General features: G+C 66.8%; 12 protein-coding genes. 6 read left to right on the top strand and 6 right to left on the bottom strand.

What is annotated here, in order from left to right:
* Positions 1–110: 110 nt before the first annotated feature.
* Complete coding sequence (locus AC3IR9_RS15400) at positions 111–1361, top strand: DUF819 family protein (RefSeq protein WP_489291760.1); 1251 nt, start codon at positions 111–113, stop codon at positions 1359–1361.
* A 246-nt stretch (positions 1362–1607) separates the two neighbouring features.
* Here AC3IR9_RS15400 and AC3IR9_RS15395 read toward each other — a convergent pair whose 3' ends face one another.
* Both AC3IR9_RS15395 and AC3IR9_RS15390 read right to left on the bottom strand, forming a co-directional pair.
* Positions 1608–1832, bottom strand: a complete 225-nt coding sequence (locus AC3IR9_RS15395; RefSeq protein ID WP_489291758.1) for a YbdD/YjiX family protein — start codon at positions 1830–1832, stop codon at positions 1608–1610.
* A complete protein-coding gene (locus AC3IR9_RS15390) occupies positions 1832–3913 on the bottom strand; it encodes a carbon starvation CstA family protein (RefSeq protein ID WP_489291756.1) in 2082 nt (693 codons plus the stop codon). The genes AC3IR9_RS15395 and AC3IR9_RS15390 overlap by 1 nt, the downstream gene beginning before the upstream one ends.
* Positions 3914–4175: 262 nt before the next feature.
* Here AC3IR9_RS15390 and AC3IR9_RS15385 point away from each other — a divergent pair, with 262 nt between their 5' ends.
* On the top strand, positions 4176–5027 hold the full coding sequence (locus AC3IR9_RS15385; protein WP_489291754.1) for a pirin family protein: 852 nt from the start codon (positions 4176–4178) through the stop codon (positions 5025–5027).
* 59 nt (positions 5028–5086) lie between these two features.
* On the opposite strand, the gene AC3IR9_RS15380 is transcribed toward AC3IR9_RS15385, so the two are convergent.
* The 4 genes from AC3IR9_RS15380 to AC3IR9_RS15365 form a co-directional block, all read right to left on the bottom strand.
* Positions 5087–5548 carry a hypothetical protein gene (locus tag AC3IR9_RS15380; RefSeq protein WP_489291752.1) on the bottom strand — a complete coding sequence of 154 codons (462 nt, stop codon included), beginning with the start codon at positions 5546–5548 and terminating at the stop codon, positions 5087–5089.
* Positions 5549–5787: 239 nt separating this feature from the next.
* The gene (aqpZ, locus tag AC3IR9_RS15375) at positions 5788–6510 is read right to left on the bottom strand and encodes an aquaporin Z (RefSeq protein ID WP_489291751.1); all 723 of its coding nucleotides are present in this window, start codon (positions 6508–6510) and stop codon (positions 5788–5790) included.
* A 100-nt stretch (positions 6511–6610) separates the two neighbouring features.
* Positions 6611–7474, bottom strand: a complete 864-nt coding sequence (locus AC3IR9_RS15370) for a pirin family protein (RefSeq protein ID WP_489291749.1) — start codon at positions 7472–7474, stop codon at positions 6611–6613.
* A gap of 200 nt (positions 7475–7674) precedes the next feature.
* The gene (locus AC3IR9_RS15365; protein ID WP_489291747.1) at positions 7675–9738 is read right to left on the bottom strand and encodes a 3-hydroxyacyl-CoA dehydrogenase NAD-binding domain-containing protein; all 2064 of its coding nucleotides are present in this window, start codon (positions 9736–9738) and stop codon (positions 7675–7677) included.
* A gap of 235 nt (positions 9739–9973) precedes the next feature.
* On the opposite strand from AC3IR9_RS15365, the gene rpoE reads away from it, so the two are divergent.
* The 4 genes from rpoE to lepA all read left to right on the top strand — a co-directional run bounded on the left by rpoE (position 9974) and on the right by lepA (position 15084).
* Positions 9974–10594 (top strand): RNA polymerase sigma factor RpoE, encoded by a 621-nt coding sequence (rpoE, locus tag AC3IR9_RS15360; RefSeq protein ID WP_489291746.1) that lies wholly within the window; start codon positions 9974–9976, stop codon positions 10592–10594.
* Positions 10591–11499 (top strand): sigma-E factor negative regulatory protein, encoded by a 909-nt coding sequence (locus tag AC3IR9_RS15355; protein ID WP_489291745.1) that lies wholly within the window; start codon positions 10591–10593, stop codon positions 11497–11499. Before rpoE ends, AC3IR9_RS15355 begins: the two co-directional genes overlap by 4 nt.
* A gap of 98 nt (positions 11500–11597) precedes the next feature.
* On the top strand, positions 11598–13127 hold the full coding sequence (locus tag AC3IR9_RS15350; RefSeq protein ID WP_489291743.1) for a DegQ family serine endoprotease: 1530 nt from the start codon (positions 11598–11600) through the stop codon (positions 13125–13127).
* Positions 13128–13293: 166 nt separating this feature from the next.
* Positions 13294–15084 (top strand): translation elongation factor 4, encoded by a 1791-nt coding sequence (lepA, locus tag AC3IR9_RS15345; RefSeq protein ID WP_489295857.1) that lies wholly within the window; start codon positions 13294–13296, stop codon positions 15082–15084.
* Positions 15085–15146: the final 62 nt, after the last annotated feature.

Below are 15146 nucleotides of genomic sequence, written 5' to 3'. Positions count from 1 at the left end.
GTGGCGCTGCGGTGCGCCATGCGCACCGTGAAGACAATGTTAAGCTGATGAAAGCGCCGCTCTATAGCGGCGTTTTCTTTTTCCCCCTTCGATCGACAGAGGATGGCTGCATGCCGACCGAACCCAGTACTGCCCTCATCACCAGTGACATCGTCGGCCTCGGCCTGATCGCCGCTACCCTGGCGCTGATTTTCTGGGCCGCCAGTGGCCCAACCCCGTTGCTGAAGAAGATCTTCGCCTGGGTGCCGGCGCTGCTGCTGTGCTACTTCATCCCGGCCATCTACAACACCGCCGGTGTCATCGACGGCCACAACACATCGCTGTACAACCCGGTCGCCCGCGACGTACTGCTGCCGGCCGCCTTGGTGCTGCTGACCCTGTCGATCGACCTCAAGGGCATCCTCAAGCTCGGCCCGAAGCTGCTGGTGATGTTCTGCGCCGGTACGCTGGGGATCATCCTCGGTGCGATCGTGTCGTTCCAGGCGATGTCGTGGATCCACCCGGCCACCGTCGCCGGCGATACCTGGAAGGGCATGGCTGCACTGGCCGGCAGCTGGATCGGTGGCGGCGCCAACATGGTGGCGATGCGCGAGGTGTTCGGCACCGATGCCACCACCTTCGGCCAGTTCGCGGTGGTCGACGTGGCCTGCGCCAGCCTGTGGATGGCGGTGCTGTTGTTCCTGGCCAACCGCGCCAAGCAGATCGATACGCGCAGCGGTGCCGACACCCGCGCCATCGACGAAATGAAGGAACGCATTTCGGCCTATGAGGCACAGAACGCACGCATTCCCAGCCTTACCGACCTGATGGTGATCGTGGGCGTGGCGCTGGGCGGGGTGGGTCTGGCGCATGCCATTGCCGCGCCATTGAGCGGTTGGTTCAAGGCCAACGTGAGCTGGGCCAGCCAGTTCAGCCTGGACAGCGCGTTCGTCTGGGTGGTGTTGCTGTCCACCGCGCTCGGCCTCGGCCTGAGCTTCACCCGCGCGCGCCGGCTGGAATCGGCCGGGGCATCGCGCTTGGGCACGTTGTTCCTGTATTTCCTGATTGCCTGCATCGGCATGCAGATGGACCTGCTGTCGCTGCTGGACCGTCCGTGGCTGTTCGCGCTGGGGGCGATCTGGATGCTGACCCACATCCTGGTGCTGTGGATTGCCGCCAAGCTGCTGCGCGCGCCGCTGTTCTTCTTTGCGATCGGTTCGCAGGGCAACATCGGCGCGGCCGCCTCGGCGCCGGTGGTTGCTGCCGCGTTCCACCCGAGCCTGGCCCCGGTCGGCGTGCTGCTGGGTACCGTCGGCTACGCCACCGGCACCGGCCTGGCCTACGTCACCGGGCTGATCCTGAAATGGATGGCCGGGGCCTGACCGGGTAGGGAGTCGCACGTCCCTGGCAACGGAGCTGATCATTCCGGGTAGTGCCGGCCGCTGGCCGGCTCCAGGTGAAACCTTGGGTTCATGAGGAGCCGGCCAGCGGCCGGCACTACCGGGTGAGGTTCACGGGTACCGGGCGAACCGGGTGTGGTTCATGGTTACCGGACGACAACCTGGCCCGGCCATGAAAAACGGCGGCGCTTTCGCGCCGCCGTTGCCGTATTCAACCGGTGTCGCCGCTCAGCAGCAGCGGCCACCATTCTTTCCCCCGTACCGCGCCTCCTGGCGCTCACGGAAGAAGGTCTTGTAGTCCATCGGTTCGCGGTCCGGATGGTTTTCCCGCACGTGCCGCACGTAGTTGTCGTAATCGGGAATGCCGCAGCACAGCCGGGCCGTCTGCACCAGGCGCCGCCACAGCCGGCGGTGCGCCTGGTACTGCCCCACAGGAACCAGTTCGGTACTCATTACAGGTCCGCCATCTGGTGGGGCTGCAGGGCCACGTACGGGGTTTCCTTGTCACTGCGCTGCGGGTTGCGACGCGCGGTGGCAATCGTCTTGATCGCATAGAACAGGATCGAGGCCACCACGAACAGGAACAGCACGGTCAGGCCGGTGTTGACGTAGGCGTTGACCACGATCTGCTGCATCTGCTCCAGGCTCTTGGCCGGCGCGGTGATGGTGCCGGTGGCGATCGCGTCCTGGTACTTGTGCGCCTGCGCCAGGAAGCCCTGGGCGGGGTTCTTGTCGAAGATCTTGATCAGGCCCGCATAGGTGGTGCAGATCAGCAGCCATACCGCCGGCACGCCGGTTACCCACGCAAAGCGGTCGCGCTTCATCTTGAACAGCACCACGGTGCCCAGCATCAGCGCGATCCCGGCCAGCATCTGGTTGGAGATGCCAAACAGCGGCCACAAGGTCTGGATGCCACCGAAGGGATCGACCACGCCGGTGTACAGCAGGTAGCCCCACAAGGCCACGCAGCCGGCAGTGGCGATGATGTTGGCCGTCCACGATTCGGTCTTCTTCAGGGCCGGGATGAAGTTGCCCAGCAGGTCCTGCAGCATGAAGCGACCGGCACGGGTACCGGCATCCACCGCGGTGAGGATGAACAGCGCCTCGAACAGGATCGCGAAGTGGTACCAGAACGCCATCATCGCGTTGCTGCCGCTGGGAATGGCTTCATGCAGGATCTGCGCGATGCCCACCGCCAGGGTGGGGGCACCCCCGGCGCGATGCAGGATGGTCGGCTCGCCGATCGCCAATGCGGTGGCTTCCAGCTGCTCGGGGGTGATCGCAAAGCCCCACGTGGTGCTGATGTAATGCGCCGCCGATACCGCGTCCGGGCCGATGACCGCCGCCGGGCTGTTCATGGCGAAGTAGATGCCCGGCTCGATGATCGAGGCGGCCACCAGCGCCATCACTGCGACGAACGATTCCATCAGCATGCCGCCGTAGCCGATGTAGCGCATGTGGCGCTCATTGGCGAGCAGCTTGGGCGTGGTGCCCGAGGCGATCAGCGCGTGGAAACCGGAGACCGCGCCGCAGGCGATGGTGATGAACAGGAACGGGAACATTCCGCCCTTCCACACCGGGCCGTCGCCACTGGCCGCGAACTGGGTCAGCGCGGGCATTTTCAGTTCCGGCATGACGATCAGGATGCCGATCGCCAGCGCCACGATGGTGCCGATCTTCAGGAACGTGGACAGGTAATCGCGTGGGGCCAGCAGCAGCCATACCGGCAGCACCGAGGCCACGAAGCCGTAACCGATCAGCATCCAGGTGATCTGGATGCCGGTGAAGGTGAAGGCCGGGCCCCAGACCGGGTCGGCCGCGATCCGCCCGCCGTACCAGATCGCCAGCAGCAGCAGGATCAGGCCGATGATGGAAATCTCCCCGATCTTGCCGGGGCGGATGTAGCGCATGTACAGGCCCATGAGGATCGCGATGGGCATCGTGGCGATCACCGTGAACATGCCCCACGGGCTTTCCGCCAGCGCCTTCACCACCACCATGGCCAGCACCGCCAGGATGATGATCATGATCAGGAACGCGCCGAACAGGGCGATGGTGCCGGGCACCGGGCCCATTTCCTCGCGCACCAGGTCACCCAGCGAGCGACCGTTGCGGCGGCTGGAGATGAACAGGATCATGAAGTCCTGCACCGCACCGGCCAGCACCACGCCGACCACCAGCCACAGCAGGCCGGGCAGGTAGCCCATCTGTGCGGCCAGCACCGGCCCCACCAGCGGCCCGGCGCCGGCAATCGCGGCGAAGTGGTGGCCAAACAGCACGTGCTTGTTGGTGGGGACGTAGTCGAGCCCGTCGTTGTTGAGAATGGCCGGGGTGGCCCGGGTAGGGTCGAGCTGCATCACCTTGTCGGCGATGAACAGGCTGTAGAAGCGGTAGGCGATCAGATAGATCGAGACCGCGGCGACCACGATCCACAACGCGTTGATGGATTCGCCCCGGCGCAGTGCGACCACGCCCAGACAGAATGCGCCGAGCAGCGCGAGCGCGGCCCAGCCCAGCTTGGAAAAACCTTTCATGAGATTGCGTCTCCCTGGAGATCGTCGTAAGAGTCCCCCTTGCCACCGGCACGGTCAATGCACAGGCAGGGGCTTGCCGCTAGTACTTTGGTCGTAGGTCGCAACGCGGGTGGAGTGAAAAGGCGGACAGTGGCCGTGCGCGTCCACGCGCCCTGCACAGGCGGCGGACACCATCGCTGGAACAATTGGTTGCGGACATGACGGTTGGCCACCTGGCATGGCGCGCCCATCTTGTCGGTACCATCCTTTCGTCGGAGTCGACATGAGCAGCCCAACCCCGGTGCGCGTGCAGCGCACCATCCGTGGCATGGCCACCTCCGATGGGGCCGGCGTGCGCCTGACCCGGGTGATCGGCGGGCCGTCGCTGCCCGACCTGGACCCGTTCCTGTTGCTGGATGAATTTGGCACCGACCGCGCCGAGGATTATCTCGCCGGCTTCCCCAGCCACCCCCACCGCGGCTTCGAGACCGTCACCTACATGCTCGATGGGCGCATGCGGCACAAGGACAACCACGGCAACGAAGGCCTGCTGACGCCCGGTAGCGTGCAGTGGATGACCGCCGGGCGGGGCCTGGTGCATTCGGAGATGCCCGAGCAGGAGTCCGGGCAGATGCGCGGCTTCCAGCTGTGGGTGAACCTGCCGGCGCGCGACAAAATGACCGAGCCGAAGTACCAGGAGTTCGCGCCCGAGCGCATTCCGGTGGCCACCCCGGCGGCCGGCGTGCAGGTCAAGGTGATCGCCGGGCAGGTCGGCGACACGGTCGGCCCGATCGTGCAGCCGGCCACCGACCCGCTCTACCTGGACATCACGCTCGCCGCGCAGACGCAGTGGAGCTACCCGTTGCCGGAAGGGCACAACGCCTTCGCGTACGTGTTTGAAGGCGATCTGTCGATCGGCGAAGGCGAGGATGCGCGTCCGGTCGCGCGGCAGGAGCTGGCCGTGCTGGGCGGCGGTGAACAGCTCCAGCTGCAGGCCGGCGCCGACGGCGCGCGGCTGATCCTGGTGGCCGGGCGGCCGCTGCGTGAGCCGGTGATGCGCCACGGCCCGTTCGTGATGAACACCAAACAGGAGCTGATGCAGGCGTTCGTGGACTTCCAGGAAGGCCGCTTCTAAGGCCGGCCCCGCTGCAGTGCCGGTGCGGGGATGCGTGCGTTTCAGCATCCCCGTCATCTTCAGCGCCCGGCGGCCACGGCCGACGGCGTCAGGTTCATGCCCTGGGCGAGGGATTGCAGCGCCCCCAGTTCCTGCGCGTCGCCGGGATACAGCGCGATCTGCGCGTAGCGGTTCTTGTCGAACTTCACCACGGTGATCCGCCGCGTTTGATAGCCCGGTGGCTGCTGGCCACCGAGGTCGGGCTGGTACCAGTACAACGATTCCCCGGCGAACAGGCCCTTTTCCTGGCGCAGCGCGCGGGTCAGCGGCAGGTTCGGGTCGCGCGCGCTGAGCATCAGGCTGAGGACTTCACGTCCGTCGGCGGTGCTGGCCTTGCACACGATGAAATCTGCTTGTGCCAGTTGCTGCCATTGCAGGCCGCTGTCGGCAGGCAGCGAGGGACATTCTTTCAGCGACTGGGCCGACACGGCCCCAGCAGACAGCAACAGGCTCAGGCACACGGCAGCGCGCAGGATGTTCATGGCTTCCCCAAGGTCGGAATGGCCGCGTCTACCTGGCAGGAGGGTCGGTGGCCGCAGACAACCCCGGCCGACAGTGCGCATATCCCCATGCGCGTCCCGAACGCCTCGCCGATCAGATGACGACGTGGTGATTTTGACCTTAACGGAATGTGACTGGATCTACAAATAATGGTGTCAGATGAATCTTTCCATGTGCGCTGGCCAGGCCGGGACCCGTGGCGGATCCCGGCCTGTGCCGGTCAGCGCGGCGTGGCGCCGATCCACTTGTAGGCGATGCCGCCGATCAGGCCACCCAGCAGGGGGGCCAGCCAGAACAGCCACAGCTGGCCGAGCGCGCCGCTGCCGGCAAACACCGCCACGGCAGTGGAGCGGGCCGGGTTCACCGACGTATTGGTGACCGGAATGCTGATCAGGTGGATCAGGGTCAGGGCCAGGCCGATCGCGATCGGGGCGAAGCCGGCCGGCGCCTTGCCATGGGTGGCGCCCATGATCACGATCAGGAACATCGCGGTGAGCACCACTTCACACAGGAAGGCGGCGGCGATGCTGTAGCCGCCCGGTGACAGCGCGCCATAGCCGTTGCTGGCGAACGCACCGGCCTGGCTGCCATCGATGGCGAAGCCGGGGGCGCCGGAGGCGATCTGCAGCAGGATGAAGCCGGCCAGCAGGCCGCCCAGCACCTGGGCGACGATGTAGGGCAGCAGGTCGCGCGCGGGGAAGCGGCCGCCGGCCCACAGGCCGATGCTGACCGCCGGATTGAAGTGCGCACCGGAGATATGGCCGAAGGCGTACGCGCCGGTCAGTACGGTAAGGCCGAAGGCCAGCGCGACACCGACGAAGCCGATCCCCAGCGGGTTGCCATCACCGCCGAACTTGGCGGCCAGCACGGCACTGCCGCAGCCACCCAGCACCAACCAGAACGTGCCGAGAAACTCGGCGGACAAACGTCTTCCCATACTCATCACGGTGCTCCCTGTCTAGGCCCAGATTGGGCGACTAATGTGAACAGTTTCGCATTTCAGTGAAATCGACGTGATGTTGATGTCAACGCGGTGCGCGTGTTCAGTGCTCGGGCAGCGGAATGAACTCTTTGTCGTCGCCGGGAATGGTGCCGAAGTGTCCGGATTCCCAGTCGTGCTTGGCCTGTTCGATGCGCTCTTTGGAACTGGACACGAAGTTCCACCACAGGTGCCGGGGGGCATCGAGCGGCTCGCCGCCCATCAGCATCGCCTTGAGCGGGGTCTTGGCCCGCAGGCGGCCGCGCGCGTTGTGCTCGGGGATGATCAGATGCTGTGCCGGGATATCCACGCCATCCAGCTGCGCTTCGCCTTCCAGTACGTACAGGGAGCGTTCGACGTGGCCGGTATCGAGGTCGATCTCGGCGCCGGCATCCAGGTCGATGGCGACATTGAGCGTATCGGCAAACACCTTCACCGGGGACTCTTCGCCATAGGCACGGCCGGCAATCACGCGCAGCCAGGCGCCGTTGCGACGCTGCTGGGGCAGGGTGGCGGCCGCATGGTGATAGAACGCCGGATCGGTTTCTTCGTGGTTTTTCGGCAACGCCAGCCAGGTCTGCATGCCATGCAGCGGGTGGTCGTGTTCGCGTTCCGGCGGCGGGGTACGTTCGGAGTGGGCGATGCCGCGGCCGGCGGTCATCCAGTTGACGTCGCCGGGGCGGATCACCTGGTCCGAGCCCAGCGTATCGCGGTGGCCGATGGCACCAGACCAGAGGAAGGTCACGGTAGCCAGGCCGATATGCGGATGCGGGCGCACATCGATGCCGGTACCCGGAGCGAGCACCGCCGGACCCATCTGGTCGACGAATACGAACGGGCCCACGCTGCGCGCCTGCAGGGTAGGGACGGCGCGGCGCACCTGCAGGCCACCGATGTCATGGATGCGCGGAGCAATGATGGTGGTCATGCGGGCTTTCTCGCTGGCGGGGACAGGCGTGCAGGATGGCATGCGGGTGTGGAGAGGGGATGACCTGTTTGGGCAACAGGTTGTTTCAGGGCGTGGCGCGTGAGCCGGCGTCTTGTTCGGGTCGCGCTGGTGGCGGGCGGATGCAAACGCGAAACGACAACGCCACCTTGCGGTGGCGTCGTTCGATTGCGTCAGAGCACTCAGATCACCGGTTCGCGCAGCACCGCATCGTCCCATCCTGGCCGCGGCGCGAATCGATCGCCGTGGCGCTGCTGCAGCACCTTCAGCCGCTCCATCAGGGCATCGGCGCCGGTGGCGCGGATGTACTGGATCGGGCCGCCACGGAAGGGTGCGAAACCGGTGCCGAAGATCACCCCGGCATCGAGCAGGTCGGCATCGGTCACCACCCCTTCGTGCAGGCAGGCGACTGCTTCATTGAGCAGCGGCAGGATCAGGCGGTCTTCCAGGTCGGCGGGCACCGCGTAGTTGGCCGGGACGTCCGGCTTCTGCGCGCGCCCGTTCTCCCACTTGTAGATACCCTGGCCATCTTTCTTGCCGCGCTTGCCCTGCTCGACGGTCTGCAAGGCGGCAGGAATCTGCAGGCCCAGGAACGGCGCCAGTTCCTTGCCGACGCCGGCGGCGACGTCCAGGCCGACGGTATCGAGCAGTTCGATCGGCCCCATCGGCATGCCGAACTTCACCGCGGCCTTGTCGATCACCGGGCCTGGAATGCCTTCGGCGTACGCCGTCGCTGCTTCGAGCATGTACGGGAACAGCACGCGGTTGACCAGGAACCCGGGGGTGCCGGCCACCGGTACCGGGAACTTGCCCAGCGCCTTGCAGAACGCGGCCAGGCGACGCTCGGTTTCCGGGGCCATGCCGTCGTGGTGGATGATTTCCACCAGCGGCATCTGCGCCACCGGGTTGAAGTAGTGCAGGCCGGCGAACTGCGCCGGGTGCTCGATGTGGTCGCGCAGTTCGATCAGCGGAATCGAGGAGGTGTTGGTGGTCAACAGCGCGCCGGCCTTCATCTTCGGTTCCAGCGTCTGGTACAACCCGCGCTTGGCGTCGGCGTCTTCGATGATCGCCTCGATCACCAGGTCGGCCAGCGCCACGCCCTCGCCAGCCAGGTCGGCCTTCAGCCGCGCGGCCACCGCCGGGCGCTTGTTCTGGTCTTTCACCTTCTTGGAAAACAGCGCCTGCGCGCGTTCCATCGCCGGGTCGATGAAGCGTTGTTCGCGATCCTGCAGGGTCACGTTGAAGCCCTTGTAGGCCGCCCACGCCGCAATATCACCGCCCATCACGCCGGCGCCGACCACGTGCACGTGGCTGATGCCATGGTCCTTGCCGCCCAGCGCCTTGAGGCGTTCGGTCAGGAAGAAGATGCGGATCAGGTTGCGCGCGGTCGGGGTGCCGGCCAGCTTGACCACCGCACGGCGCTCGGCGTCCAGGCGGGTCTGGATGGGGCTGCCGCCGGTACGCGCCCAGGTGTTGATCAGCGCGTACGGTGCCGGGTAGTGCTCTTTTCTGGCCTTGCGCGCGACCTGCTTGGTCATCTGCGGTGCCAGCAGCTTGCGCGCCAGCCAGGTGTTGCTGGCCCAGGCGGTGGCGCGCTGCTTGAACGGGCGGGTGGTGCCGGTCAACCCGAGCGCCACGGCGGTATCGAGCAGCACGGCCGGCGCCACGACCTTGTCGACCAGGCCGATGCTGCGCGCCGCCGACGCAGACAGCGTGCGGCCGGTCAGCATCATGTCCATCGCCGCCGGTGCGCCCACCAGCTGCGGCAGGCGCGAACTGCCGCCCCAGCCGGGGAAGATGCCCAGCTGGGTTTCCGGCAGGCCGATCCGGGTGCTGGCGTCATTGGACGCCACGCGGTAGCGGCAGGCCAGCGCCAGCTCGGTACCGCCGCCCAGGCAATGGCCATGGATGGCCGCCACCGTGGGGCAGGGCAGCTCGGCCAGCTTCTGGTAGGTGGTCTGGCCGCGGCGGATGGCGTCGTTGACGGTGCCGCGACGATCGAATTCCTGGAACTCCTTCAGGTCCGCACCGGCAATGAACCCGGCCGACTTGATCGACTGGATCACCACCGCCTTGGGCGGGTCCATCGCGATCCGTTCGATCAGGTCGCCCAGTTCCAGCAGCACGTCCTGGGACATCGCGTTGACGCTGCTGTCCTGGCGGTCGAGGCTGAGCACCACGACACCATCATCACGGATCTGCGGGTGCCAATGTGCAAAGCGCAGCCCATCGAAGCCTGAAAGCATGGACGTTCCATCCGGTTGTGTATGGAGAAGGGGGCTATGATCCAGAGGTTGTTTCCTCCCCGTCAAATCCCAATAGCTGGGGGATGGGGCGCCCGGTTCATTGCCGTGAGCAGGAACCTTAACGGAACGGTGGTTAAAAGCTGGTGCGGCGTCGTGTGATCGTTCGCTGAACTTTTCCCGGGATTGGCAGTCTCATTGCTCGACGTTGGTCGGGCTGACAGGAGTGCGGCCCCACATGGCCGAGGTTGAAACACCACAGGAGCTGGACCTGGAGCTGGTCCGGCGTGTGCAGCGCGGCGAAAGTGCGGCATTCGATGTCCTGGTGCGCAAGTACCAGCATCGGATCGTGGCACTGATCGGGCGCTACATCGCCGACTGGAGTGAATGTCAGGACGTCGCCCAGGACACTTTCGTCCGCGCCTATCGCGCGATCGGGAGTTTCCGCGGGGATGCCCAGTTCTATACCTGGCTGCACAGGATCGCCGTGAATACCGCCAAAAACCAGCTTGCCGCCCACAACCGCCGCCCGCCCACCGATGACATCGACATCGGGGACGCCGAGCAGTACGACAGCGGCACCCGTCTGCGCGACACCGACACGCCCGAGCGTGAATTGATGCGCCAGGAGCTTGAGCAGACGGTGATGAAGGCCGTCTCGGCGTTGCCCGAAGAACTGCGATCGGCAATCACCCTGCGCGAGGTGGATGGGCTGAGCTACGACGACATCGCGCAGAAGATGGGGTGCCCGATCGGCACCGTGCGGTCGCGGATCTTCCGTGCCCGCGAGGCGATCGACACTGAACTTCGGCCGCTGCTGGATATCGGCAGCGCAACCCGCGAGAAGAGCCGCATATGAACCACACCCTGAATACGCCCGGATCGACCGGCGCGTCGCCGGACAAACTCGATGCGCACAACCGGCAGCAGTTGTCCTCGCTGATCGACGGCGAGCTGTCTGCCGACGAGGCGCGCTTCATGCTGCGCCGGCTGGAACACGATGAGGCGTTGTCGAGCTGCAACGAACGCTGGCAGATGCTGGGCGATGTGCTGCGCGGGAAGGCCTGTGCACCGGCCCCGCTGGACTTTGCCGGGCGCGTGCGCAACGCGGTGGCCCTCGAACCGGGCCCGCAGGCGTCAACCGCGCCGCCCGCCACGGCTGAACAGCGCCGTGAGCGCCGCGCCGGCTGGCGCCGCTGGGGCGGTGGCGCCGCGCTGGCGGCCTCGGTCGCCGCGGTGGCCATGTTCATGACCGGCGAGCAGCTGCCCAGCGAGACGCCGCTGGACCGGCCCACCACCATCATTGCCAGCCAGGCGCAGTTGCCGCCGGCGCCGCCGGCCCGCACCGCCGCATCGGTCGACGCGGCGGTGGCGGTGGCTGCGGTTCCCGCGGTCGCCGTCGCTGCGGCCGGCCGCCGCCAGGAGGTGGCCGCCGCACGCCGTGCCAGTGCGACCCGCAACCAACAGGCCGCGCGCAGCGCCGCCGAGCGCAGTGCCGAGCCGCAGCGCGCCGTCGCCAGCCAGGCACCGCTGGCGCCGGCGCTGCCGTCCGCGTCGGTCCGCCAGTTGCCCTTCGGGGATGTTGGCAGCCTGCAGGCCAAGCCGTGGCCGCGCTCCAGCTTGGCCCCGGTGGCCGGCGGTGCGCTCAATGCCAACTTCTCCGCGCAGGAGCCGCAGGCCGCGTTCTATCCGTTCGAGCCGCGCCTGCAGGAGGCCGAACCGGCCGAGCAGGCCGAGCAGGCGCCACGCAGGCACCGCGACTGAAACGCGCTGCGGTCGGCCCTGCCGCTGTCCACCGCATCCGGCTCCCGGCCGGATCGCGATCCCTTTCCCTTTTCCCCTGACCCGGAGGTTCGAGTCCGATGACCCCCCGCATGCGTACACAGGCCATGACCCTGCTGGCCCTGACCCTGCCGTTGATGGCCTGCGCCCAGGCGCCGGCACCCACCCCGCCTGCCACTGCCGCCCCGGCCGCCGCGCCACGCGCACCGGCACCGCAACTGGTCAGTGGCCTGCCCGACTTCACCAACCTCGTCGAACAGGTGGGCCCCGGCGTGGTCAACGTCGAAACCACCATCGTGCGCAGCAACCGCCAGGCCCGCAGCATGGGCCCGGGCGATGACGAGATGCCCGAGTTCTTCCGCCGCTTCTTCGGCCCGGACTTCCAGATCCCCGGGCAGGGCCAGGGGCAGGGCGGGCAGGATGACGCGCCCCGTATCCAGGGCCGCGGCATGGGCTCGGGTTTCATCATCTCCGCCGATGGCTACGTGCTCACCAACTACCACGTGGTGGCCGATGCCAGCGAGGTGAAGGTCAAGCTGGGTGATCGTCGTGAGTTCACCGCCAAGGTGGTCGGCAGCGACCAGCAGTACGACGTGGCCCTGCTCAAGATCGAGGCCAACAACCTGCCGACCGTCCGCGTCGGCGACTCCAACACGCTCAAGCCAGGCCAGTGGGTGGTGGCGATCGGCTCACCGTTCGGCCTGGACCATTCGGTCACCGCCGGGGTGGTCAGCGCCATCGGCCGCAGCACCGGCGGCCCCGATCAGCGCTACGTCCCGTTCATCCAGACCGACGTGGCGATCAACCAGGGCAATTCGGGCGGTCCGCTGCTCAATACCCGCGGGGAGGTGGTCGGCATCAACTCGCAGATCTTCTCCGCCTCCGGTGGCTACATGGGCATCAGCTTCGCCATCCCGATCGACCTGGCGATGGGGGCAGTCGAGCAGATCAAGAAGTCCGGCCGGGTCACCCGCGGCCAGCTGGGTGCGGCGGTTGGTCCGATCGACGGGCTCAAGGCGCAGGGCCTGGGGTTGTCCGACAGCCGCGGCGCACTGGTCAATGAAGTGGTGCCAGGCAGTGCCGCGCTGAAGGCCGGGGTGGAGCCGGGGGATGTGATCCGCTCGGTCAACGGCAGCCCGATCAATACCTTCAGCGATCTGCCGCCGATGATCGGTGCCCTGGCGCCGGGCAGCAAGGTCCGCCTGGGCGTGATCCGGGACGGCAAGGAGCGCGAGATCACGGCGACCTTGACCGAACTGGCCGACGACGCCGAGCGCGGTACGACACGCCCAGCCGCCGCCGCGGCCGCGCCGCAGACCGGCTCGAACGCCCTGCTGGGGCTGGAAATGGCCGATTTGACCGCGCCGCAGCGCCAGCAGTTGGGGCTGGCGTCGGGCGAGGGCGTGCGGGTCACCCGCGTCAATGGTGCGTCCGCGCGCGACGCCGGCCTGTCCCCGGGCATGGTGGTGCTCCAGGTCGGGCGCACCGCCGTCGGCAGCGTGGCCGCGCTGGACAAGGCGCTGGCCGGGTACAAGAAGGGCGATGTGGTCATGCTGCTGGTCCGTGCCAACGGCAACAGCGCCTTCGTGGCGGTCAAGGCCGGGCAGTAAAGCCCGCCCTGTCTACGTTTCCGGGCCCGCTTCGGCGGGCCCGGTTGTTTCCGGGGGCGATCGGCTCAATCGCAGGGCCGGCCACGCGGGACCGGGCCGGCCATGCGATAATGTGCAGTCATCCTGACGACGCGACGCGCCGCCGCCACCTATGTCCTCTGATTCGATGCGGTTCATCCGCAATTTCTCCATCATCGCCCACGTCGACCACGGCAAGTCCACGCTGGCCGATCGCATCATCCAGCTTTGCGGCGGCCTCCAGGCCCGCGAAATGGAGGCGCAGGTGCTCGACTCGAACCCGATCGAGCGCGAGCGCGGCATCACCATCAAGGCCCAGTCGGTGTCGCTGCCGTACGTGGCCAAAGACGGCCAGACCTACCACCTGAACTTCATCGACACCCCCGGGCATGTCGACTTCTCCTATGAAGTCAGCCGCTCGCTGGCCGCCTGTGAAGGTGCGCTGCTGGTGGTCGATGCGGCCCAGGGCGTGGAAGCGCAATCGGTGGCCAACTGCTACACCGCCGTGGAGCAGGGGCTGGAAGTGGTGCCGGTGATCAACAAGATCGACCTGCCCACCGCCGACATCGATCGCGCCAAGGCCGAAATCGAAACGGTGATCGGCATCGATGCCACCGACGCGGTGGCGGTCAGTGCCAAGACCGGCCTGAACGTGGTGGACGTGCTGGAAGCAATCGTGCATCGCATTCCGCCGCCGGTGCCGCGCGATACCGACAAGCTGCAGGCGCTGATCATCGACTCGTGGTTCGACAACTACCTGGGCGTGGTCTCGCTGGTGCGGGTGATGCAGGGCCAGATCAAGGCCGGTGACAAGCTGCAGGTGATGACCACCGGGCGCAACCACCAGGTCGACAACGTCGGCGTGTTCACCCCCAAGCGCAAAGTGCTGCCGGTGCTGCGCGCCGGCGAAGTGGGCTGGGTGACGGCCAGCATCAAGGATGTGCACGGTGCGCCGGTGGGCGACACCCTGACCCAGGCGTCCGACCCGGCGCCGCACGCGCTGCCCGGTTTCCAGGAGATGCAGCCGCGCGTGTTCGCCGGCCTGTTCCCGGTCGATGCCGAGGATTACCCGGACCTGCGCGAAGCGCTGGACAAGCTGCGCCTGAACGACGCCGCGCTGCGTTTCGAGCCGGAAAGCTCCGAGGCGATGGGCTTCGGCTTCCGCTGCGGCTTCCTGGGCATGCTGCACATGGAAATCGTGCAGGAGCGCCTGGAGCGCGAGTACAACCTGGACCTGATCAGCACCGCGCCGACCGTGGTCTATGAAGTGCTCAAGAACGACGGCACGGTCATCGACATGGACAACCCGGCCAAGTTGCCGCCGTTGAACCTGGTCCAGGAAATCCGCGAGCCGATCATCCGCGCCAACGTGCTCACCCCCGAGGAGTACATCGGCAGCATCATCAAGCTCTGCGAAGAAAAGCGCGGCAGCCAGATCGGCATCAACTACCTGGGCAGCCAGGTGCAGATCAGCTACGAGCTGCCGATGGCCGAAGTGGTGCTGGACTTCTTCGACAAGCTCAAGTCGGTCAGCCGCGGCTACGCTTCGCTGGACTACCACTTCGTGCGTTTCGAGGCCGGTCCGTTCGTACGCGTGGACGTGCTGATCAACGGTGACAAGGTCGACGCCCTGTCGCTGATCGTGCACCGCAGCCATGCCGATCGCCGCGGTCGCGAGCTGTGCGAGAAGATGCGCGAACTGATCCCCCGGCAGATGTTCGACGTGGCCATCCAGGCCGCCGTCGGCTCGCAGATCATCTCCCGCAGCACGGTCAAGGCGATGCGCAAGAACGTGCTGGCCAAGTGCTATGGTGGCGACGTTTCGCGCAAGAAGAAGTTGCTGGAGAAGCAGAAGGAAGGCAAGAAGCGCATGAAGCAGGTGGGCCGCGTGGAAATCCCGCAGGAAGCCTTCCTGGCCGTGCTGCAGATGGACAAGTAATGCCGGACGGTCGTACCCGGCACCGCGCGGCTCCCCCGGGGGCCGCCGTACCCGTACCCGCA

The sequence above is a fragment of the Stenotrophomonas sp. GL_101 genome (assembly GCF_057835675.1).
Note: the sequence above shows the minus strand (reverse complement) of the source record. Positions and strands in the feature narration are given on the sequence as shown.

What these genes read in the sequence shown, in the direction of transcription:
- AC3IR9_RS15370 (WP_489291749.1), bottom strand. Translation starts at nt 7,474, where the DNA reads ATGACCACCATCATTGCTCCGCGCATCCATGACATCGGTGGCCTGCAG.
- AC3IR9_RS15365 (WP_489291747.1), bottom strand. Translation starts at nt 9,738, where the DNA reads ATGCTTTCAGGCTTCGATGGGCTGCGCTTTGCACATTGGCACCCGCAG.
- AC3IR9_RS15390 (WP_489291756.1), bottom strand. Translation starts at nt 3,913, where the DNA reads ATGAAAGGTTTTTCCAAGCTGGGCTGGGCCGCGCTCGCGCTGCTCGGC.
- AC3IR9_RS15380 (WP_489291752.1), bottom strand. Translation starts at nt 5,548, where the DNA reads ATGAACATCCTGCGCGCTGCCGTGTGCCTGAGCCTGTTGCTGTCTGCT.
- aqpZ (WP_489291751.1), bottom strand. Translation starts at nt 6,510, where the DNA reads ATGAGTATGGGAAGACGTTTGTCCGCCGAGTTTCTCGGCACGTTCTGG.
- AC3IR9_RS15395 (WP_489291758.1), bottom strand. Translation starts at nt 1,832, where the DNA reads ATGAGTACCGAACTGGTTCCTGTGGGGCAGTACCAGGCGCACCGCCGG.
- rpoE (WP_489291746.1), top strand. Translation starts at nt 9,974, where the DNA reads ATGGCCGAGGTTGAAACACCACAGGAGCTGGACCTGGAGCTGGTCCGG.
- AC3IR9_RS15385 (WP_489291754.1), top strand. Translation starts at nt 4,176, where the DNA reads ATGAGCAGCCCAACCCCGGTGCGCGTGCAGCGCACCATCCGTGGCATG.
- AC3IR9_RS15400 (WP_489291760.1), top strand. Translation starts at nt 111, where the DNA reads ATGCCGACCGAACCCAGTACTGCCCTCATCACCAGTGACATCGTCGGC.
- AC3IR9_RS15355 (WP_489291745.1), top strand. Translation starts at nt 10,591, where the DNA reads ATGAACCACACCCTGAATACGCCCGGATCGACCGGCGCGTCGCCGGAC.
- AC3IR9_RS15350 (WP_489291743.1), top strand. Translation starts at nt 11,598, where the DNA reads ATGACCCCCCGCATGCGTACACAGGCCATGACCCTGCTGGCCCTGACC.
- lepA (WP_489295857.1), top strand. Translation starts at nt 13,294, where the DNA reads ATGCGGTTCATCCGCAATTTCTCCATCATCGCCCACGTCGACCACGGC.